General features: G+C 46.5%; 16 protein-coding genes. 14 read left to right on the plus strand and 2 right to left on the minus strand.

The features are described from left to right. Positions 1–345: 345 nt before the first annotated feature. Positions 346–846, minus strand: a complete 501-nt coding sequence (locus ACVLR6_RS03835; RefSeq protein ID WP_016659914.1) for a hypothetical protein — start codon at positions 844–846, stop codon at positions 346–348. Positions 847–1,000: 154 nt separating this feature from the next. Here ACVLR6_RS03835 and ACVLR6_RS03840 point away from each other — a divergent pair, with 154 nt between their 5' ends. The 5 genes from ACVLR6_RS03840 (at position 1,001) to ACVLR6_RS03860 (ending at position 7,617) form a co-directional block, all read left to right on the plus strand. Continuing rightward, complete coding sequence (locus tag ACVLR6_RS03840; RefSeq protein WP_160243468.1) at positions 1,001–2,503, plus strand: AAA family ATPase; 1,503 nt, start codon at positions 1,001–1,003, stop codon at positions 2,501–2,503. After that, entirely contained in the window at positions 2,491–3,954 is a 1,464-nt protein-coding gene (locus tag ACVLR6_RS03845) for a VWA domain-containing protein (protein WP_160243467.1), read from the plus strand. Before ACVLR6_RS03840 ends, ACVLR6_RS03845 begins: the two co-directional genes overlap by 13 nt. Before the next feature lie 209 nt (positions 3,955–4,163). Continuing rightward, on the plus strand, positions 4,164–5,120 hold the full coding sequence (locus tag ACVLR6_RS03850; RefSeq protein ID WP_160243466.1) for a metal-dependent hydrolase: 957 nt from the start codon (positions 4,164–4,166) through the stop codon (positions 5,118–5,120). A 15-nt stretch (positions 5,121–5,135) separates the two neighbouring features. Further along, a complete protein-coding gene (locus ACVLR6_RS03855) occupies positions 5,136–5,987 on the plus strand; it encodes an SDR family NAD(P)-dependent oxidoreductase (protein WP_034597594.1) in 852 nt (283 codons plus the stop codon). 175 nt (positions 5,988–6,162) lie between these two features. Next, positions 6,163–7,617 (plus strand): flavin-containing monooxygenase, encoded by a 1,455-nt coding sequence (locus tag ACVLR6_RS03860; RefSeq protein WP_168383302.1) that lies wholly within the window; start codon positions 6,163–6,165, stop codon positions 7,615–7,617. 119 nt (positions 7,618–7,736) lie between these two features. Here ACVLR6_RS03860 and gltA read toward each other — a convergent pair whose 3' ends face one another. After that, on the minus strand, positions 7,737–9,011 hold the full coding sequence (gltA, locus tag ACVLR6_RS03865) for a citrate synthase (protein WP_005176240.1): 1,275 nt from the start codon (positions 9,009–9,011) through the stop codon (positions 7,737–7,739). A gap of 1,020 nt (positions 9,012–10,031) precedes the next feature. On the opposite strand from gltA, the gene sdhC reads away from it, so the two are divergent. The 9 genes from sdhC (at position 10,032) to sucD (ending at position 22,071) form a co-directional block, all read left to right on the plus strand. Then, positions 10,032–10,430, plus strand: a complete 399-nt coding sequence (gene sdhC / locus ACVLR6_RS03870) for a succinate dehydrogenase, cytochrome b556 subunit (RefSeq protein ID WP_005176242.1) — start codon at positions 10,032–10,034, stop codon at positions 10,428–10,430. Beyond that, a complete protein-coding gene (gene sdhD / locus ACVLR6_RS03875; protein ID WP_005176252.1) occupies positions 10,430–10,795 on the plus strand; it encodes a succinate dehydrogenase, hydrophobic membrane anchor protein in 366 nt (121 codons plus the stop codon). Before sdhC ends, sdhD begins: the two co-directional genes overlap by 1 nt. 12 nt (positions 10,796–10,807) lie before the next feature. Beyond that, the gene (locus tag ACVLR6_RS03880; RefSeq protein ID WP_005176254.1) at positions 10,808–12,706 is read left to right on the plus strand and encodes an FAD-binding protein; all 1,899 of its coding nucleotides are present in this window, start codon (positions 10,808–10,810) and stop codon (positions 12,704–12,706) included. A 14-nt stretch (positions 12,707–12,720) separates the two neighbouring features. Continuing rightward, positions 12,721–13,431: a succinate dehydrogenase iron-sulfur subunit gene (locus tag ACVLR6_RS03885; RefSeq protein WP_005176256.1), complete on the plus strand. Its 711-nt coding sequence runs from the start codon at positions 12,721–12,723 to the stop codon at positions 13,429–13,431. An 817-nt stretch (positions 13,432–14,248) separates the two neighbouring features. Continuing rightward, a complete protein-coding gene (locus ACVLR6_RS03890) occupies positions 14,249–17,074 on the plus strand; it encodes a 2-oxoglutarate dehydrogenase E1 component (RefSeq protein ID WP_005176258.1) in 2,826 nt (941 codons plus the stop codon). Positions 17,075–17,090: 16 nt separating this feature from the next. After that, entirely contained in the window at positions 17,091–18,299 is a 1,209-nt protein-coding gene (gene odhB, locus ACVLR6_RS03895) for a 2-oxoglutarate dehydrogenase complex dihydrolipoyllysine-residue succinyltransferase (RefSeq protein WP_104471741.1), read from the plus strand. A gap of 99 nt (positions 18,300–18,398) precedes the next feature. Further along, on the plus strand, positions 18,399–19,832 hold the full coding sequence (lpdA, locus tag ACVLR6_RS03900) for a dihydrolipoyl dehydrogenase (RefSeq protein ID WP_005176261.1): 1,434 nt from the start codon (positions 18,399–18,401) through the stop codon (positions 19,830–19,832). Positions 19,833–20,002: 170 nt separating this feature from the next. Then, the gene (gene sucC, locus ACVLR6_RS03905) at positions 20,003–21,169 is read left to right on the plus strand and encodes an ADP-forming succinate--CoA ligase subunit beta (RefSeq protein WP_005176263.1); all 1,167 of its coding nucleotides are present in this window, start codon (positions 20,003–20,005) and stop codon (positions 21,167–21,169) included. An 11-nt stretch (positions 21,170–21,180) separates the two neighbouring features. Next, positions 21,181–22,071 carry a succinate--CoA ligase subunit alpha gene (gene sucD / locus ACVLR6_RS03910; RefSeq protein ID WP_104471739.1) on the plus strand — a complete coding sequence of 297 codons (891 nt, stop codon included), beginning with the start codon at positions 21,181–21,183 and terminating at the stop codon, positions 22,069–22,071. Positions 22,072–22,168: the final 97 nt, after the last annotated feature.

A 22,168-nucleotide genomic window follows, 5' to 3' on the forward strand; every position in this document is an offset into this window, starting at 1 on the left:
GAATACACGGGCTGCCGCTTGTAATTATGGTGATCGGGCAGCGGTGCATTCTGATACTAAAAAGTACTGCCGACTGGCTCAAGTATAAAAAGTAATACGCATACGACTTGATAAAATCTTATTTTGCAATGCAAAAAATCAGACGGGTTTATTTTATCTTAAATTAATTCAGATGCTAGAGCATATTCAGGATAATTGCATAGTAGCGGCAATTCGCGCCGTGAGAGAAGGCGCATAATGCTTTATTTAGTAAGCTTGAGTAACAAAAGCATGGGTTCGGTGAATCAGGCCTGATGGCACAAAAAACCGGCAGCTTGCAACATGAAAGCGCTATTGCAGCGCAGTTTAGGCCGGTGGATGCAGAATAATATTGTCAATCTTGTTTAAAAAAATATCGCGGGCAATATCGCCTTGCTGTTCAATGTTGTAGGCAAAAAACGGCTTACCGGGAATTAGCTGGTAACGGTAGGGATTATACCGCCCGGCAGACAGATAAAAAGCGGTTTGCAGCAGCGCACCTTTCAGCAGCACATTAATCTGCTGCTGATGCTGGTAAATATGTGTCATTTCATGAATCAGCACCGCCTGAAAGGCAAGCGGTGCCTGGCTATAATCTTCCCGGTACAGCGGATCACGCACATGAATATAACCTTGCGGCGCCATCAGAATATGCGCCGGTTGCCAGGGCAAATAAGGATGATTCATGATGCTGACCCGGCTGTAATCAATCAGCTGCCCGAACACGCGCTGGCATAACGCAATTTCGCCCGGGGTTAAAGCCCGGCAGCGAAACTGCTCCAGTTTAAGCAGGCGTAGCAGTAGCGGTAACAGTTTCAGTAACAGCATGGTGAAAGATCAGGTAGGGCCATTCAATTTTCCCAGTTATAACAAAACTGGCAGGTAAATTTGTAGCAAAAATTTCATCTGCGGTGGCTTGCCGGTTTTTCTTCATTTCCGCAAACCGTTACAATGCAGTTTTTCGCGCAGGTTCAGGTATTCGATGAAAGCACGTATTCATACACTTATTTCGCAAATGTCCCAGCAGATGTATGAACGTGAACAGGTGATCGCACAAACCTTGCTGGCTGCTGTGGCTGGCAGTCATACCTTTTTATACGGCTTGCCGGGCACGGCCAAAAGCCTGATTTCCAGACGGGTTGCAGCCGCTTTTGAGGTCGATGCCTATTTTGAATATTTGATGAACCGCTTTAGTACACCCGAAGAAATTTTTGGCCCGGTGTCAATTAAAGCCCTAAAAGAAGATCACTATATCCGTAAAACCGAGCATTATCTGCCCTGTGCCGATTTTGCTTTTCTGGATGAAATCTGGAAGGCCAGCCCGGCCATTTTAAATACCTTGCTGACTTTGGTGAATGAAAAAGTCTTTAAAAATGGCGAGCAGCTGCAGCAGGTGCCCTTAAGTGTGCTGATTGGTGCATCCAATGAAATTCCTGAACCGAATCAGGGACTGGATGCGCTGTATGACCGTTTTATTTTGCGTCTGGTGGTCGAACCCATTCAGCAGGCCGGCAATTTTCATCAGCTGCTACAAGCCAAACCGGGCAGTGCTCATTTACAGCTTGATGAATCACTTAAAATTACCCAGGCCGAGCTGGCCGAATGGCGCGAACAGATTCATGAAATTGAGCTGCCGGCTTTGGTATTACAGGTGATTGATCTGATTCGCCAGTATTTACAGCAGCATGTCGATGGCCTGTCGGTCTATATTTCCGACCGGCGCTGGCAACGTGTGGCTTATCTGCTTAAAGCTGCGGCATTTTTAAATGGCCGCTCACAGGTCTTGGTCAGTGATTTGTATCTCCTGAAATCCTGCCTGTGGAATCAGCTGGAAGATATTCCGGAGATGCACAAGCTGATTGATCAGGCCATTCTGGAGATTGGCTTGCACGCCGATTTGCAATTGGAGTCACTAATTCAGCGCAAAGACGAGCTGGAACAGCAGATGCTGAACGCCTTTTACTATACCGATGATGTCTATGAAAGCTATCTGATTCAGGACAAGGAATACTTAAGAGCAGTGACTCACCTGGATCATCATTATCAGGATAAAGTGCTGTATCTGTTATTAAATAAAATGGACAGCAAACAGGATTTCTTTGCTGTGGATGCTTCCGGTGAGGAAATTCGCGGCATCGTGTGTAACTTTAATGGCGGCCGGGTCTGTACCTTAAAAGGCGGCTATTATGGGCTGGAAGAAGTGGTCACACCGTATATTAAATACCCGAAAGGCAGCGCACGCCGTGTCATTGATGAAAAGTTGGTGCAGCAGTTGCGGGGAGAGCTTGCCCAGCTACAAAATGCACTGAGCGAAGATTTAGCCCTGTTACAGCAGCGTTTTGATGCCCAGTCAGCACATTTTGCTTCAGTCTTTGTTGCCGCCGCCGACAGTGCCCAGTTACAACAGCATGTGCAGCAGCAGTTACAGCGCTATCAGCTGCAACTGCAAGACTGCGCGCGGCTGGAACAGCTATGTCAAGGCTAGACCTGCAGCAGCATCAGCGTCAGCGTACAGCGTTAGAGCAGTTGACCGGACAGCTGTATCAGGAGCTGGCCGATTCCTCCTTAAAACACTGGCTGGATGATCAGAAAGTCAGTCAGCATCTGGATGATAAAGTCCGGGCCTGGGCCTATCAGGCCAAATCCAGTCTCGATCAGCAGCATCCTTATAGGGAAGTGCAGCAGCAACTGGAACACTGGCTGGCGCAGCCCTCCATCAATAGCGCCGAGTTTCAGCAGATGCAGGTGCAATATCAGGATTTTCAGGCTCAGCTGGGGCTGCCTGATTTAAGCCCGTTTTGGACTCAAAGCGCTACTTTCTCTGCCGGACAGCGCGAGCTACAGGCACAGTTATTAACAGAAAAATGGCAACGTAAACTGACCGAAGCCATTGCTCATTGGGAATTTGAGCAGCTGGCCTTGCAGCGGGATGCTTTTCTGGATGAGATTCGCGATTTTCTCAGCCAGATGCAGCGACTGGCCAAATACAAAGATGCCACCGGCATCGAAACCGGTATTTTTATTGACTATTCCAGAGGCCAGTTACAACCACAGGATATCCAGCAGTTTGAGCAATGGGCCAGCTATTTGCAGGACGATCGCGAGCTGCAAGCCTTGTGCCAGAAAATCGGTTCTGCCCAGCCTGCGCATTATCCGCGCCAGGCCGTGCAGCAGCATCGGCCAGAGCAGGAGCTGGAATTGCTGGAGCAGCACTGGCATGAAGAAATTACCGGTATTCAGCTGGCGCAGGATTTGAATCTGGCGCTGCCGAGCGAGCTGGCCTTACTGGCCGATCCCGATCTGGCGCTTTTATTTGACCTGAAATATCTTGAATCCAACCTGATGAGCTTTAACCTGCAAGGTCAGCACAGCAGTCGGGTAATTCAGGATCAAACAGCACGGCACAAGCGTCTGGGGCAAAAAGGCCCGATGATTTTGTGTCTGGACACCAGCGGTTCCATGCACGGCCAGCCGGAGCTGATTGCCAAAGCCATGAGTCTGTATCTGGCAATTCAGGCCATGAAAGCCAAACGCCCGATGTATTTAATTAACTTCTCGACCCAGCTGACCAGCCTGAATTTACTCGAAGGCTATTCGCTGGATGATCTGATTCACTTTCTTAGCCAGTCTTTTCATGGCGGCACCGATGTTATTCCCGCCATCGAACATGCCCTGTCGATGCTGGCCCAGCCAAATTTTCACAATGCCGATGTGCTGGTGGTGTCCGATTTCATCATGGGGCAGTTACCGACAGAACTGATGGCCCAAGTCGAGCAGCAGAAACAGCAGGGCACCGGTTTTTATGCGGTAGCGATTGGTAACTTCCGTTTTGAACATCTGAATCAGGGCCTGTTCGATCATCAGTGGATTTATCAGTCCAAAGAACGCAAAGTGCGTTATCTGCCCAGTAACCGCAGTGACAGAGTGTCCAAATAGGCGCTGACCCCAATTGACAAGGAAATGAGCTCTGCGGAAAAAAGTGTGAGCAAATTGTCAGACAATATTTTTTAAAGTCACGATTTGCCAATTTTATGACGATTTTGGCAACTGGTTTCAATGCAGGGCTGGCTTAGTTTTGGTCTCATTCAGGTCGATGACCACGGTGTCTTGACCTGGCTCAAATGGACAAAACAAAGAGAATAGCCATGCAGATTGCTCAGTTTTTACCTCAGCCTGTTCGCCATTTTTTCAGCGCGACACCTTTTGATGCCGAGAAACAGTCGGCTGCCATCCCAATCCGGCATATGAAATTCGACTTTAAGGCCGAAGAAATTGATCCCAAATTTTACTTGAATGCCGAACTGGCCAGTGCCTATTTTGCCTCGCTGTCGATTTTCCTGACCTATGGTGAAGATCTGGTGATTGATACCGCGCGTTATCATCGTGAGCTGTTAAATGATCCTGTGCTGAAACAGCGGGTCACCTCCCTAATTGGCCAGGAGGCGCTACATTCCAGATTGCATGAAGAGCTGAATGATGCCTTTCGGGATGCCGATCTGCCGGTTGAGCTGTTCCGTTCCTGGGCCAGATTTGTCTTTGATCACGGCTTTAACCGTTTGCCACAGCCGATGAAACTGTCGCTGATGGCTGGCATTGAACATTTCACCGCGGTGCTGGCCGAGTACATGATGAATCATGAGGAAATTTTCTTCCAGTCGCATGATGAAAAGCAGCGTGCCATCTGGATGTGGCACATGCTGGAAGAATCGGAACACAAAGACATTGCCTATGATGTGTTCCAGTCTTTATCCAACAGTTATGGCTTGCGCATTGCCGGTTTCTTCCCGGCGCTCATCACCATCCTGGTGCTGATTTCCATTGCCTCGCTGCTGGTGCCGTTTTATCGCAAACCGTCTAATTTGTTTAGCCTGAGTTACTGGAAAGACCTGCCGCGTAGCATCAAGCTGATTTTTGGTCTGCAAGATGGCGTGTATGGCAGTAGCTGGGCGCATATTCTGGATTATCTGCGTCCCGGTTTTCATCCGAATGACCATGATACTTCGGCCTTTTTAGCCTATTACAAGGAACGTTTGCTGCATCCGGAAAGCGGGGTGTTAACGCCGTATTTCGTCAAGGAATTTACCCCGGCGCTCAAAGTGTAAGGATGAAGAAGGATGATGGGATTATTTGCAAAAAAAGTACGACTGAGCCAGCAGGCCTATGCGGTGGTGACCGGTGCAGGCAGTGGGATTGGACGCAGTTTTGCGCTGGAACTGGCCAGGCGTGGTGGCAGCGTGATCTGTGCCGATATCAATCTGGCGGCGGCTCAAGCAACCGCCAAGCAGATTGAACACCAGTTTGCGACTGCGGCCTTTGCGTTGCAATGTGATGTGGGTGTGGCCGAGCAGGTGCAGCAACTGGCTGAACAGTCTGAACAGCTGTTGGGTCATCCGGTGACTTTGCTGATCAATAATGCCGGTGTGGGGCTGGGTGGCAAGTTTGATGAAGTCAGCCTGGCCGACTGGCAATGGTGTATGCAGGTCAACTTATGGGGCGTGATCCACGGTTGTCATTATTTCGTACCGAAACTGAAACAGCAGGGTGGTGGTGCGATTATTAATGTCGCTTCGGCTGCTGGTTATACCGCAGCGCCGGAAATGACCGCCTATAACGTCAGCAAGTCCAGCGTACTGGCCTTGTCTGAAACCCTGTCTGCCGAGTTACGTGGCGCCAATATTCGCATCAATGTGCTATGCCCAACGCTGGTGCCGACCAATATCATGAAAAATGGCCGTTTGCCTGCGCATTATTCGGGACTGGCAGATCATTTGCTGACCCATCATGCCTTTGTCAGCTGTGAGCAGGTGGTAGCGCAGACCTTAAACAATTTAGACCGGGGCGAGCTGTATACCATTCCACAGCCAGATGCCAAACTGTTCTGGTGGTTCAAGCGTGCCGCGCCGCGTTTATATACCAAGCTGCTGGGTGTGGGTTATCCATTATTCAATAAATATGTACAAAAATCCTGAGTAGAAAAAAATGAAACAAGATGATCAAGTCACGTTGCAAACGGTCGCTGAGCCGGCCGATCTTGTGCTCAAAAAGCCTAGTCGAAAAGCCAAAAGTGCCAGTGCAGCATCAGCAAGAGCAGGGGCCAATCAGCCAAATTCTCAAACAACTGAGCAGCGCGGTAGATCAACTACTATGCCAAGCCGGGTCTATGACACCATTATTATTGGGGCGGGTATTTCCGGTCTGGCAGCGGCCTATAAACTGAATCAGGCTGGCTATCAGGATTATCTGGTGCTGGAAAAAGCCGGCCGGGTAGGAGGCACCTGGCGGGACAATACCTATCCGGGTTGTGGTTGTGATGTGCCCTCGGCCTTATATTCTTTTTCCTTTGCGCCAAGTCATGGCTGGAGTCATTTATTTGCCAAGCAGCCGGAAATCCTGCGTTATCTGGAAGATGTGGCGACCCGTTTTCAGCTATATGCCAAGATTGAATTTCATAATGAACTGCAAGATGCACGCTGGAATGAGACTGAACAGATGTGGGAGCTCAACACCAGCAAAGGGCGATATCGGGCCAGAACCGTGATTTTCTCTACCGGCCCGATTACCGAGCCGCAACTGCCGAAAATTAAAGGCATCGACAGTTTTAAGGGCGAAATGTTCCATTCGGCACGCTGGAACCATGCCTATGACCTGCGTGGTAAACGCATTGCGGTCATTGGCACCGGCGCCTCGGCCATTCAGTTTATTCCGAAAATTCAGCCTCTGGCCAAAGAGTTATATATTTTCCAGCGTACAGCGCCGTGGGTCCTGCCAAAGCCTGATCTGCCTCTGAATCAGGTGATGAAAAGTACACTGGCCAAGTTTCCGGTCATCCAGCAGCGTTGGCGCGGTGCGGTATCGCAATCTTTGAATCTGATTAATTTTGGCCTGCGTCATCCACCTTTGTTGGAGCCCGTGAATGTACTCAGCCGGCAGCTGTTAAAATTACAGGTCAAAGATCCGGCTTTACGTCAGGCGGTTACCCCCAATTTTTCGGTCGGCTGTAAGCGTTTACTGTTTGCCAATGATTATTATCCGGCCTTGCAGGCCCCGAATAGCACTTTAATTCCGCATGGCTTGGTGGAAATTGAAGGCAATACGGTGATTTCCGCCAATGGTGACCGGCATGAGGTCGATGTGATTATCTGGGGAACGGGCTTTGAGGTGTCACATCCACCGATTGGTCGCCGTGTGCAGAATGCCCAAGGCCAACGACTTTCCGAGCTGTGGCAGAGCAGTTCACCCGAAGCCTTTTTGGGCACCAGTATCCAGCATTTACCCAATGCCTTTTTGGTGCTCGGGCCGAATATTCTGGTCTATGATTCCTTTATTGGCATTGCCGAAGCGCAACTGGACTATATTGTCAGTGGTTTATTGCAAATGAAAGCCAAGGGCTTAAAGCGCATTGAAATCAAGCCGGATGTGCTGAAATACCACAATGCCAAAGTACAGACTCATGTGCAGAAAACTGTGTTTAACCGTGGCGGCTGTCAAAGTTATTATCTGGACCAGAATGGTCGCAACTTTGCCGCCTGGCCGTGGTCACTGGCCGAGTTAAAGCGACGTTTACAGCGCCTAGATCTGGAGCATTATCAGGTAGCTTAACGTACTTTTGCGCTGAATATTGGCGTTGCCTCGGTCTGGTCGAAACGCGCATTTAGTTTGAATGTCCATAAAAAAACCACCCAAACGGGTGGTTTTTTCGTCGTTGAACGCGAACCGGATTAACGGTTGATGTCGCGTTGAACTTCGCCAGTGTAAAGCTGACGAGGACGACCGATCTTGTAAGGACCGCTGTGCATTTCTAACCAGTGGCTGATCCAACCAACTGTACGTGCAAGCGCGAAGATCACAGTAAACATTTCTGTCGGAATACCAATCGCTTTCAGGATGATACCAGAGTAGAAGTCTACGTTTGGATACAGGTTACGCTTGATGAAGTATTCGTCAGAAAGCGCGATACGCTCAAGTTCCATTGCTAACGCTAATTGTGGATCGTTGATACCTAATGCACCAAGAACTTCGTCGCAAGTCTCTTTCATTACTTTCGCGCGTGGGTCGAAGTTTTTGTAAACACGGTGACCGAAGCCCATCAGTTTAACTTCTTTAGTCTTCACTTTTTCCATGAAGCCAGCAACGTTCTCTACAGTGCCGATTTCATCCAGCATCTTAAGAACTGCTTCGTTCGCACCACCGTGCGCAGGACCCCAAAGTGCAGAGATACCCGCAGCGATACAAGCATAAGGGTTAGCACCGGTAGAACCCGCTAAACGTACTGTAGACGTAGACGCGTTTTGCTCGTGGTCAGCGTGAAGAGTGAAGATACGGTCCATTGCTTTGGCAAGAATCGGGTTCACTTTGTAGTCACGGTCTGCAGGCGTAGCAAACATCATGTACAGGAAGTTTTCAGCGTAGCTTAAGTCGTTACGTGGGTAAACGAATGGTTGACCCACAGTGTACTTGTAGCTCCAAGCCGCTAAAGTAGGAATCTTCGCGATTAAACGGATCGCAGTGATTTCACGGTGGTTAACATCTTCGATGTCCAGGTTGTTGTGATAGAACGCAGATAATGCACCCACAACACCAACCATGATCGCCATAGGATGCGCATCACGACGGAAACCGTTATAGAAGCGGCTAACTTGGTCGTGAACCATGGTGTGGTTACGAACTTTCGCGTCAAATTCTTCTTTTTGCTCAGCTGTTGGAAGCTCGCCGTTTAATAACAGGTAGCAAGTTTCCAGGTAATCAGCTTTAGTCGCCAATTGATCAATCGGGTAACCGCGGTGTAACAGAACACCTTTGTTACCGTCAATGAATGTGATCTTAGATTCACAAGAAGCTGTCGCCATAAAACCAGGATCAAAAGTAAAGTGACCTGCAGCCAACACATCCTTAACGTCAATTACATCTGGGCCCAATGTGCCGCTGTAAATTGGTAATTCAATTTCTTTGCCATCAAGCTGTAAAACGGCTTTCTTGCCAGTTGCTTCAGACATTCAATAGATCTCCTGTCCTGGTGAATGTTGATCTGACTCGTAGTATCAATCTTTTAATGCGCGAATCAGACGGATCGAAAATTTGCTATAAGATTAGTGTGTACTGAAATTTTGTCAATTATACTTATGGATAAAAAGTGACGCTGACACAGCAGCTTAGTCAAAAAATATTCGTATGAAAAACTGAGTAAAATCACAGCACCGACGCGCTATAATAAGTCAAATTCCCGGACAGGTGCAGAAAAAAATAATAGGAATGCTTTAATTGTAAGCAATTTTTTAGCGTTAAAAGCTCTTGAAAAGCCAGGCTGCTGGAATTTTAAGCTTTCCGAAATGTATCTGTTTTTCATAACTTAGCTGGGCTTTGCCGGTTCTGCTGCTGCTTTGTTATTCATAAATAAAAGCGCTAAGTCTGTCATTTTTTTAGGTTTAACTGGTTAAAAAATAGCTGATTAAATCAGCCATTCAGCCAGTTAACTTGTTCTGATGTGCTGAAATTGCAAGTAAAGTCAGAGCAATCTGTCAGCTTTTGCAAGACTCAAAATCCAAATGCCGGCCTGAAGCGGGAAGCACGGGCAGGGCGCTGAAAATATTTCATGTTGTTTGCCTGATAGCAAATATTCAAGGAAAAAATATTCAGGCACCCAAAGATAAAGTGAAAAGATTCAATAATATAGTGTCTAGACATTTACTGTGCTGCTTTAGTCTAAATATTTCAGTCCGGTGAAAATTGCAATTATAGCTAAAACCAATAGCAGAAATATAAAATAAATTAATAAAAAACAGTGAGATGATGCCTTAAAGATGTATCCGGTTGATGTGTTTCATAAATTACCTATTTGTTAATGATTCTTATTTAAGGATTTTTTGTTCAAAAAGCCCAGTGCGGTTGTTTGTATTTTAATAGTTGACGTTTTATAATTCAGTGTCGTTTTGAATATAGGCATTCGAATGCCTAGCAATGCCAGCTTTCCTTCGAATTAATTCCAACAAACTCCGGATGGAGTTTTTACTTACAGGATGCCCGCTGTGAAAAGCAACAGACCTGTCAATTTGTCCATGGGTCAAGTTTTATCAGTAAACTTAAAATCACCTGTGGCTATTGCATCAATTTTACACCGTCTTTCAGGTGTCATCGTATTTTTACTCGTACCGGTACTTCTTTGGTTATTAGACAAGTCTTTGTCTTCGCCAGAAGGTTTTGCAGAAGTACAGGAAATCTTTAACGGTTTCTTTGTCCGCTTTATCGTATGGGTATTTGTAGCCGGATTAATCTATCACTTCATCGCTGGTGTCAAGCATTTACTTGCTGACCTTGGTGTTGCAGAGGAACTGCAAAGTGGTCGTGTTGCAGCTACTATCGCATTAGTCTTGTCTGCGATTGGTATTCTCGCAGCCTTTGTATGGATTGTTCTCTAATGAAAAGTGCTACAGGTTTAACGGGTTCAGGTTCTCGCGACTGGTTTATCCAACGCGTAAGTGCTGTTGTTCTTGCTGTTTATACCGTTGTGGTATTTGGTTGGATTCTGCTGAATGGCGGATTTAACTTTGAACAGTGGTACGGCTTTATGATGACATTACCAATGAAGATTTTATCTTTATTGGCAGTCTTATCTCTTGTTGCACACGCATGGATTGGTATGTGGCAGGTATTCACAGATTACGTGACTACTCGTCAGATGGGTCCTTCAGCTTCAGGTTTACGCCTAGTGCTGACTTCAGCAGTGATTATTGCTGTTTTTGCATACGCAATCTGGGCAATCCAGATTTTCTGGGCGAATTGATAGGAAGATATCATGGGCGCGATTAACCCTAAAGAAGATTATTCAAATATTCCACACCAATTTTTTGACGCAGTCATCGTTGGTGGTGGTGGTTCAGGTATGCGTGCATCTTACCAACTTGCTCAAGCGGGTTTGAAAGTTGCAGTACTGACCAAAGTATTCCCAACACGTTCGCACACGGTTGCGGCGCAAGGTGGTATTGGTGCATCTCTTGGTAACATGCAAGAAGATAACTGGCACTACCACTTCTATGACACAGTTAAAGGTTCTGACTGGTTAGGCGACCAAGACGCGATCGAATTCATGACGCGTGAAGCGCCACAAGTGGTTTATGAATTAGAACACTTGGGTATGCCATTTGACCGTAACGCAGACGGTACAATTTACCAGCGTCCATTCGGTGGTCACTCTGCAAACTACGGTGAAAAAGCTGTGCCACGTGCATGTGCTGCTGCTGACCGTACAGGCCACGCGCTGCTTCACACGCTTTATCAAAGCAACGTGAAAATGGGGACTCAATTCTTCGTTGAATGGATTGCGCTTGACTTAATCCGTAACGAAGCAGGCGACGTACTGGGTGTAACTGCAATTGACCAGGAAACGGGTAAAATTGCGGTATTCCAAGCCAAAGCGACGCTATTCGCTACTGGTGGTGCAGGTCGTGTTTACCGTGCATCTACTAACGCGTATATCAACACGGGTGACGGTCTTGGTATGGCTGCTCGTGCAGGTATTCCATTACAGGATATGGAATTCTGGCAATTCCACCCAACAGGTGTTGCGGGCGCAGGCGTATTGTTAACGGAAGGCTGTCGTGGTGAGGGTGGTATCCTTCGTAACGATTCTGGCGAACCGTTCATGGAACGTTATGCTCCAACTTTAAAAGACTTGGCGCCACGTGACTTCGTATCACGTTCTATGGACCAGGAAATTAAAGAAGGCCGTGGTTGTGGTCCAAACAAAGACTACATCTTGCTGGATATGACGCACCTGGGTGCTGACACGATCATGAAACGTCTGCCATCTGTATTCGAGATTGGCAAGAAATTCGCGAACGTTGACTGTACTAAAGAGCCAATTCCGGTTGTACCAACAATCCATTACCAAATGGGTGGTATTCCGACCAACATTCATGGTCAGGTTGTTGTTCCAGAATCTCGTGAAACGACTCCACTGGTTGCCAACTACGACAAAGATACTGACACATATTCTACAAATGCGGAAGGTCGTGACTTTGCGAAACCTGTAAAAGGTTTCTATGCAATTGGTGAATGTTCATGTGTATCTGTACACGGTGCAAACCGTTTAGGTACTAACTCACTGCTTGACCTGGTGGTATTTGGTAAAGCGGCTGGTCAACATATCATTGAGTATGTAACTAAACAGCACGATGGCGAGTACGAACCACTACCTACAACTGTACTTGAAAACACGCTGAACCGTATTCGTAAACTTGACGAATCGACTTCAGGTGAAAACGCTCAAGAAGTTGCGGATGCAATTCGTAACATCGTTCAGGATCACGCAGGTGTATTCCGTACTTCAGCATTGCTTGAAGAAGGTGTGAAGCAGATTCTTGCGCTTGAACCACGTGTTCGCAATATCCACCTGAAAGACAAATCTAAAGTCTTCAACACTGCACGTGTAGAAGCATTAGAAGTTGAAAACCTATACGAAGTCGCAAAAGCAACCTTGATTTCTGCTGCTGCGCGTAAAGAGTGTCGTGGTGCGCACACTGTTGTAGACTTTGAATTACCACCAGATCACCCGACTTATTCTTATGGTCGTCGTGATGATGAGTGGATGAAGCACACTCTGTGGTTCTCTGCAGACAACCGTCTTGAGTACAAACCAGTACGTTACAAGCCGCTTTCTGTTGCAGCTATTCCACCTAAACCACGTACATTCTAATCAGGAGAAACAAGATGAGTAGAGGTACTCGTACATTTCATATCTACCGCTATGATCCTGATAAGGATAAAGCACCGTACATGCAAACATTCAAGCTGGAATTGACTGATAAGCATCGTATGTTGCTTGACGCACTTTTGGCGTTGAAAGTACAAGACGAAACTTTAACGTTCCGTCGTTCTTGCCGCGAAGGTATTTGTGGTTCTGATGGTGTAAACATCAATGGTAAAAACGGTTTGGCGTGTCTTTGGAACCTGAACGATTTACCAAATGAAATCACCATTCGTCCATTACCAGGTCTGCCAGTGATCAAAGACCTAGTTGTTGATATGAATCAGTTCTACGACCAGTACAACAAGATTCAGCCATTCTTGATCAACAACCAGCCTGCGCCACCAAAAGAGCGTTTACAGTCTCAGGAAGACCGTGAGCACCTAGATGGCCTGTATGAATGTATTTTATGTGCATGCTGTTCAACTTCATGCCCATCATTCTGGTGGAACCCGGACAAATTCCTGGGTCCTTCAGCGCTGTTGAATGCTTACCGCTTCATCATCGATTCACGTGATACTGCAACTCAAGAGCGTCTGGCGCGTCTTGACGACCCGTTCTCGCTGTTCCGTTGTAAAGGCATCATGAACTGTGTGTCAGTTTGTCCGAAAGGTCTGAACCCAACCAAAGCAATCGGTCACATCCGTAACATGCTTCTGGATACTGCGGGTTAATCTGAACGCCAGTTTGGTGAACTCAAAAAAGCACATCTCCGGATGTGCTTTTTTTATGCTGCTTTATTGAACACTTGAGTGGGGTTGGTCTGATGAGATGCATTGCTGCATACAAACTGGGTATGAAAAGTGCAGGTGAATAGTTTTAAATCAATCCTCTACAAAAGTGTAATAGAGTGATGGTATTTTGTTTTAATACGCCCAGAAATGGGGCATGAGACTGCAAAAAGTGGTGCAAGATGTTATTATATAACGCAAGTTGAAGAGGGCAGATTGAAAGATGTGCTCTCTTTTGTTTTATGGAATAAAGAAGCCGTTGGACTTTGGTCTTAATTGCTTCTAATTATTAAATAAAGCACCATATGTTAGAGCAAAATATGTTTCTTGTATTTCGCCAATTTATAGGAGGTATACGTCAAAAAAATCAATTGAGAGTTGGAGATCATGTTACGATTAATAAACTTCTATATTTAAAAATTGAGGTTGAATTTATGTACATTTTTTCAACATTTAAAGAGATGTAGAAAGCCAGAAATTAGAGTAAACCTATTTAGAAAAGCTAATTTGCCGAATTAATTTTTCTAAGTCGATTTGCAAAAAAATTGCTCGGTTTTGGCCGAGTATAAAATGAGTGATGATGCCAATCAGGGCGTTATGATTCATTATTCACATTGGGTAGTCCTAATGTAGTGATAACGCCTCATGACAGTTGTCGAATGGGGACGAATGTCATGTTACCAATTTGACATTATCAATCATGGGTTTTGCTTAAAAAGCATCCTGAAAAATGTTTTTGCAATAGGAAATGGGTCCACAAATGCAAGAAGTTGCTGACGCTCTGCGTCTTGACACTGAACTTTCCGCTGATAGTGCAGCGTATATTGAAGAACTTTATGAGCAGTATTTAACGTCTCCAGAGTCAGTTGGTGAAGACTGGAGAGTGTACTTCGATAAATTCCCAAAAGGTGATCAACCTCATAGCAATGTACGTGAGCAATTCCTTTTATTGGGTCGCAACTCAAATCGTATTCAGTCTGTGGCTCAAAGCGCGGTAAGCTCTGAGCATGAACGTCGTCAAATAGGCGTCCTGCAACTGATCGCAGCGTATCGTAATCGTGGTCACCAAAAAGCAAAATTAGATCCGCTAGGTTTGGCAAAACGCGAAGAAGTGCCAGATCTTGATCTTGCTGCGCACGGTTTAACCAAATCTGATTTAGATACCGTATTCAACACAGGCAACCTGGCGATTGGTAAAACAGATACCACGCTGGGTGAAATGGTTGAAGCGATGGAAGCAACTTACTGCGGTTCAATTGGTGCAGAGTACATGCACATTGTTGACACCAAAGAGAAACGCTGGATTCAACAGCGTCTTGAGAGTGCCCGTGGTCAGTATGGCTTCAATGCAGAACAGAAAAAACACTTCCTTGAGCGTTTAACTGCCGCTGAAGGTCTGGAAAAATATTTAGGTAATAAATACGTTGGTGCAAAACGCTTTGGTGTGGAAGGTGGTGAATCTTTCATTCCAATGGTTAACGAACTGATTCAACGTGCCGGTGCGGTTGGTTGTAAAGAAGTCGTGATTGGTATGCCACACCGTGGCCGTCTGAACTTGCTGGTTAACATCATGGGTAAAAACCCGGCTGACCTGTTTGGCGAGTTCGAAGGTAAATCTTTACACAAGAAAGGTTCGGGTGACGTTAAGTACCACCAAGGTTTCTCATCTAACGTAATGACCCCAGGTGGCGAAGTTCACTTGGCATTGGCGTTTAACCCGTCGCACCTTGAAATTGTTGGACCTGTGGTTGAAGGTTCGGTACGTGCCCGTCAAGTACGTCGTAAAGACATTGGTGGCGATGACGTATTGCCATTAATCGTACATGGTGATGCTGCATTTGCAGGTCAGGGCGTGAACCAGGAAACTTTCCAGATGTCACAAACACGCGGTTATACCGTGGGTGGTACTGTGCACATCGTAATTAACAACCAGGTTGGTTTCACTACCTCTGATCCACGTGATGCGCGTTCTACAGAATACTGTACCGACATCGCGAAAATGGTTCAGGCGCCAGTATTCCACGTGAATGGTGATGATCCTGAAGCAGTAATCTTCGTAACGCAATTGGCACACGACTTCCGTCATACTTTCCGTAAAGACGTAGTGATTGACCTGTTCTGTTACCGTCGTCGTGGTCACAACGAAGCGGATGAGCCATCTGCAACCCAGCCACTGATGTATCAGGTGATCAACAAGAAAGCCACTACACGTACTTTGTATGCAGACCAACTAGTACAACAGGGCGTATTAGATCGCGCTGCTGCAGACCAAATGGTTGAAGACTACCGTGCCGATCTTGAAGCAGGTAATCACGTTGCCAATGCGCTGGTTCTTGAACCGAACAAGAAAATGTTTGTGGACTGGACGCCGTACCTGGGCCATGAATACACTGACGAATGGGATACCACTTTCCCGGCTGAGCGCTTAAAAGAGCTTGGTGAAGGCATGCGTAAACTTCCAGAAGGTTTCGTGATGCAGCGTCAGGTGTCTAAAGTGATTGACGAACGTCTGAAAATGCAGACCGGCGAAATGCCGCTGAACTGGGGTGCTGCTGAAACTCTAGCCTATGCAACACTGCTAGATCAGGGTTACCTGGTACGTATTACTGGTGAAGACGTAGGTCGTGGTACCTTCTCGCACCGTCATGCCAAACTGCATAACCAGGTTGATGGCGAAACTTATATTCCATTGTGCCATGTGAAAGAAAACCAGCCGCGTTTTGCTTTATATGACTCGCTATTGTCTGAAATGGCGGTACTGGCATTTGAATATGGTTATGCGACCACGATTCCACACGGTCTGATCATTTGGGAAGCACAATTTGGTGACTTCGCTAACTGTGCGCAAGTGGTGATTGACCAGTTCATCGCCTCTGGTGAAACCAAGTGGGAACGTGTATGTGGTTTAACCATGTTGCTGCCACACGGCTTTGAAGGTCAAGGTCCGGAACACTCATCTGCACGTTTAGAACGTTTCTTACAGCTGTGTGCTGAAGATAACATGCAAGTGATTACTCCGACTACACCAGCACAGATTTTCCACGCTTTACGTCGTCAAGCGATTCGTCCAATCCGTAAGCCAATGATTGTGATGTCACCGAAATCATTACTGCGTCACAAGCTGGCAACTTCATCTCTTGATGAGCTAGCAACTGGTACTTTCCAGACTGTGATTGACGAAATCGACAGCAACATCAACAAGGCCGACGTGACCCGTCTGGTACTTTGTGGTGGTAAAGTGTATTACGACCTGCTTGAAAAACGTCGTGAAAAAGAATTGAACAACACGGCAATTGTTCGTATTGAACAGTTGTATCCATACCCAGAACAACGCATTGCGGAAATTCTTGAAGCTTATCCAAACGTGAAAGAACTGGTTTGGACTCAGGAAGAACCGAAGAACCAAGGTGCTTGGTTGTTCATCGCGCCGCGTCTATATGATGACGTGATGAAAGCTGGTAAACAGGTTCGTATCAGCTTTGCTGGTCGTGAGGCTTCTGCCGCTCCAGCGTGTGGTTCACCATATTTGCATGCAAAACAACAAGCTCAGCTCATCAATGACGCGCTTGCGATCGTAGCTGAATAACAGGAGATTCGAAGTAATGGCAACCGAAATTAAAGCACCGGTATTTCCAGAGTCAGTTGCAGATGGAACAATCGCGACTTGGCACAAACAACCAGGTGAAGCAGTATCACGTGATGAAGTGATCTGTGACATTGAAACTGACAAAGTTGTTCTGGAAGTTGTAGCTCCTGCAGACGGTACGATTGCTCAAATCATTAAAAATGAAGGCGATACTGTACTTTCAAATGAAGTGATTGCACAGTTTGAAGAAGGTGCTGTATCTGGCGCTGCGCAAACTCAAGCAGTTCAGTCTGAAGAGAAAGTTGAACAGGCCGCTGCGAAAACTGAAGCAGGTGCAGCACCTGTAGTTGAGCGTGCTCAACCAGTTGCGGACCAGGCACCAGCAGTGCGTAAAGCATTGACTGAAACAGGTATCAACGCTGCTGACGTACAAGGTACAGGCCGTGGCGGTCGCATCACCAAAGAAGATGTGGCAAACCATCAGGCGAAACCAGCGGCTGCGCCTTTAACTGCAGCAGTAGGCGAGCGTATCGAGAAACGTGTTCCTATGACGCGTTTACGTAAGCGTGTAGCTGAACGTTTACTTGCAGCGACTCAAGAAACTGCAATGTTGACGACGTTCAACGAAGTGAACATGAAACCAATCATGGAAATGCGTAAGCAATATAAAGACGCATTTGAAAAACGCCACGGTGCGCGTCTTGGCTTCATGTCATTCTTCGTAAAAGCTGCGACTGAAGCGCTAAAACGCTACCCAGCAGTAAACGCATCAATTGATGGCGACGATATCGTTTATCACGGTTACTATGACATCGGTGTAGCTGTATCTTCTGACCGTGGTCTGGTGGTTCCTGTATTACGTGATACAGACCGTATGAACTACGCTGAAGTTGAATCTGGCATTGGCGCTTATGCTGCGAAAGCGCGTGAAGGCAAACTTGCGATTGAAGACATGACTGGCGGTACATTCACCATTACTAACGGTGGTACTTTCGGTTCACTGCTGTCTACGCCAATTCTGAATACACCACAAACTGCTATTCTAGGTATGCACAAAATCCAGGAACGTCCTATGGCAGTCAATGGTCAGGTTGAAATCTTGCCAATGATGTATTTAGCGCTGTCTTATGACCACCGTTTAATCGATGGTAAAGAAGCGGTAGGTTTCCTTGTAACAATCAAAGAATTGTTAGAAGAGCCAGCTAAACTTATCCTTGACTTATAATTTATTAATTAAAAATCTCTCCTAACCCCTCTAAAAAAGAGGGGAAAGGTTCCCCCTTGAGTAAAAGGGGGGATTTAGAGAGATTGATTGGAGATAAAAATGTCTCAACAATTTGATTTAGTTGTTATTGGCGGTGGTCCAGGCGGTTATGAAGCAGCCATTCGTGCGGCTCAGCTTGGTTTTAAAGTGGCATGTATCGAAAAACGCATCCACAAAGGTAAACCATCTTTAGGTGGTACCTGCTTAAACGTGGGCTGTATCCCGTCTAAAGCGCTGCTTGATTCTTCACACCGTTATGAAGATACCGTTCATCACCTGGCTGATCATGGTATTACGACAGGTGAAGTAAACTTTGACCTGTCTAAATTACTGGCACGTAAAGACAAGATTGTTGACCAGTTGACTGGCGGTATTGACCAGTTGCTGAAAGGCAATGGTATCGAATGGTTAAAAGGTACTGGTAAATTACTGGCGGGTAAGAAAGTTGAGTTTGTTCCTCACGAAGGTGAAACTCAGATTCTAGAACCAAAATACGTAATTCTTGCGTCTGGTTCTGTACCTGTGAACATTCCGGTTGCTCCTGTTGATCAAGACATTATTGTTGATTCTACTGGCGCGCTTGAGTTCCCTGAAGTACCGAAGCGTTTAGGCGTGATTGGTGCCGGCGTGATCGGTCTGGAGCTTGGTTCAGTATGGCGTCGTCTAGGTGCTGAAGTTGTTGTATTTGAAGCAATGGATGCCTTCTTGCCAATGGCGGATAAAGCGCTGGCAAAAGACTACCAGAAACTGCTGACCAAACAGGGTCTGGATATTCGTGTAGGCGCGAAAGTGTCTGGCACTGAAGTCAACGGTCGTGAAGTGACTGTAAAATACACCCAAGGCGGCGAAGAGAAAGAACAGACTTTCGACAAGCTGATCGTGTGTGTGGGTCGTCGTGCGTATGCTGAAGGCTTACTGGCTGATGACTGCGGTATCAAACTGACTGAACGTGGTCTGGTTGAAGTGAACGACTGGTGTGCGACTTCTGTTGAAGGCGTATATGCAATTGGTGACTTGGTACGTGGTCCAATGCTGGCACACAAGGCTATGGAAGAAGGCGTAATGGCAGTTGAACGTATTCACGGTCATGCTGCTCAAGTGAACTATGACACCATCATCTCTGTCATCTATACACACCCTGAAGCGGCGTGGGTAGGTTTAACAGAAGAGCAGGCCAAAGAAAAAGGTCATGAAGTGAAAACCGGTCAATTCGGTTTCGCAGTCAACGGCCGTGCTTTAGCTGCCGGTGAAGGTGCAGGTTTCGTGAAGTTTGTTGCTGATGCAAAAACAGATCGTTTACTGGGTATGCACGTGATTGGGCCTGCAGCGTCTGACATTGTTCACCAAGGTATGATCGCGCTTGAATTTGTATCTTCAGTTGAAGATTTACAATTAATGACATTCGGTCACCCAACCTTCTCTGAGGTGGTGCACGAAGCGGCACTGGCCGTCGATGGACGTGCCATCCACGCGATTCAGCGTAAGCGTAAATAAATAAAAAAAGAGCGGTTTCGACCGCTCTTTTTCATTTGGTGGTTGTTTTTGTTTGAATAATCATCTAAAACTAAAACGATAAAACTGTATAAATGTTAATACTCACGACGATGGATGTTGGAGTTTTAGCGAGTCATAAAAAAACGTGAAAAGTAGTAAAAGGTAAATAAATGAATCTACATGAGTACCAAGCCAAAGCGCTATTAAAAAAATATGGTATGCCGGTGCAGGAAGGTCTGCTTGCAACCAATGCAGATGAAGCAGTACAGGCATTTGAACAGCTCGGTGGCAAATTCGCTGTCATGAAAGCCCAGGTGCATGCGGGTGGCCGTGGTAAAGCGGGTGGTGTGAAAGTGGTGAAATCGGCTGAAGAAGCGGCAGAGTATGCCAATCAGCTGATCGGTACTCGACTGGTCACTTATCAGACCGATGCCAATGGCCAGCCGGTGAACAGTATTCTGGTGGCCCAGGATGTCTATCCGGTAGAGCGTGAATTATATTTAGGTGCCGTGGTGGATCGTTCTAGCCGTCGCGTGACCTTTATGGCCTCAACCGAAGGTGGGGTTGAAATTGAAAAAGTCGCAGAAGAAACCCCAGAAAAAATTATTAAAGTTGAAGTTGATCCTCTAGTCGGTTTATTACCATTTCAGGCACGTGAAGTTGCGTTTGCCCTGAACTTAAAAGATGGACAAATCAACCAGTTTGTTAAAATCATGACTGCAGCGTATCAGGCCTTTATTGAAAACGATTTTGCCCTGTTTGAAATTAACCCATTGTCTGTACGTGAAAACGGCGAAATTTTATGTGTCGATGCCAAAGTCGGCATTGATTCCAATGCGCTGTACCGTTTGCCGGAAGTGGCTGCGCTGCGTGACAAGAGCCAGGAAAATGAGCGCGAGCTGAAAGCCTCTGAGTTCGATCTGAACTATGTAGCGCTAGAAGGCAATATTGGCTGTATGGTCAATGGTGCCGGTCTTGCCATGGCAACCATGGACATCATCAAATTGTATGGTGGTCAACCGGCCAACTTCCTCGATGTCGGTGGCGGCGCAACCAAAGAGCGCGTGATTGAAGCATTTAAAATTATTCTGGCTGACAATTCGGTTCAGGGAGTATTAATCAATATTTTTGGTGGAATTGTACGTTGTGACATGATTGCGGAGGCGATTATTGCAGCAGTTCAGGAAGTCAATGTCAGCGTGCCGGTGGTGGTACGTCTGGAAGGAAACAATGCTGAACTGGGGGCCAAATTACTGGATGAATCTGGCCTGACCTTAATTTCTGCAAATGGCCTGGCCGATGCTGCAGAAAAAATTGTTGCTGCAGTAAAAGCTTAAGGAGATGCATCATGAGCGTATTAGTAAATAAAGACACAAAAGTATTGGTTCAGGGTTTCACTGGTAAAAACGGAACCTTTCATTCGGCTCAGGCGCTGGATTATGGCACGCGTGTTGTCGGCGGTGTAACTCCAGGTAAAGGTGGTCAAACCCATTTAGACCTGCCAGTATTTAACACCATGAAGCAGGCAGTTCGTGAAACTCAGGCCGATGCTTCGGTGATTTATGTACCCGCACCTTTTGTACTGGACTCGATTGTTGAAGCAGTCGATGCCGGTATTGAACTGATTGTGGTAATTACCGAAGGTGTACCAACCCTAGATATGCTAAAAGCCAAACGCTATTTAGAAACCAATGGTAATGGTACACGCCTGATTGGCCCGAACTGTCCGGGTATTATCACCCCGGGCGAATGTAAGATCGGGATTATGCCAGGTCATATTCATCAGCCAGGGAAAATCGGGATTATCTCGCGTTCAGGAACGCTGACCTATGAAGCGGTTGCGCAAACCACCAAATTGGGTCTGGGCCAGTCGACCTGTATCGGCATCGGCGGTGATCCGATTCCGGGCATGAACCAGATTGACTGTCTGAAACTGTTTCAGGACGATCCTCAAACTGAAGCCATTATCATGATTGGTGAGATTGGCGGCACAGCCGAAGAAGAAGCAGCCGAATACATTCAGGCGCATGTGACCAAGCCTGTGGTGGGCTATATTGCCGGTGTAACCGCACCAAAAGGCAAACGCATGGGCCATGCTGGCGCGATTATTTCTGGCGGTAAAGGAACCGCAGAGGAGAAATTTGCTGCCTTTGAACGTGCCGGAATGGCTTATACCCGTAGCCCGGCCGAGCTCGGTTCAACCATGCTGAAAGTATTGCAGGCCAAAGGTTTGGTGTAAAACCTACCTGACTAAAAAACCCCAGTTCTTGGGGTTTTTTATGGCAAAGAACATAGATAATGATGACGCTTCTATTGAGGAAAAAGTAAAGCATACA

Source organism: Acinetobacter sp. T63, assembly GCF_053852345.1.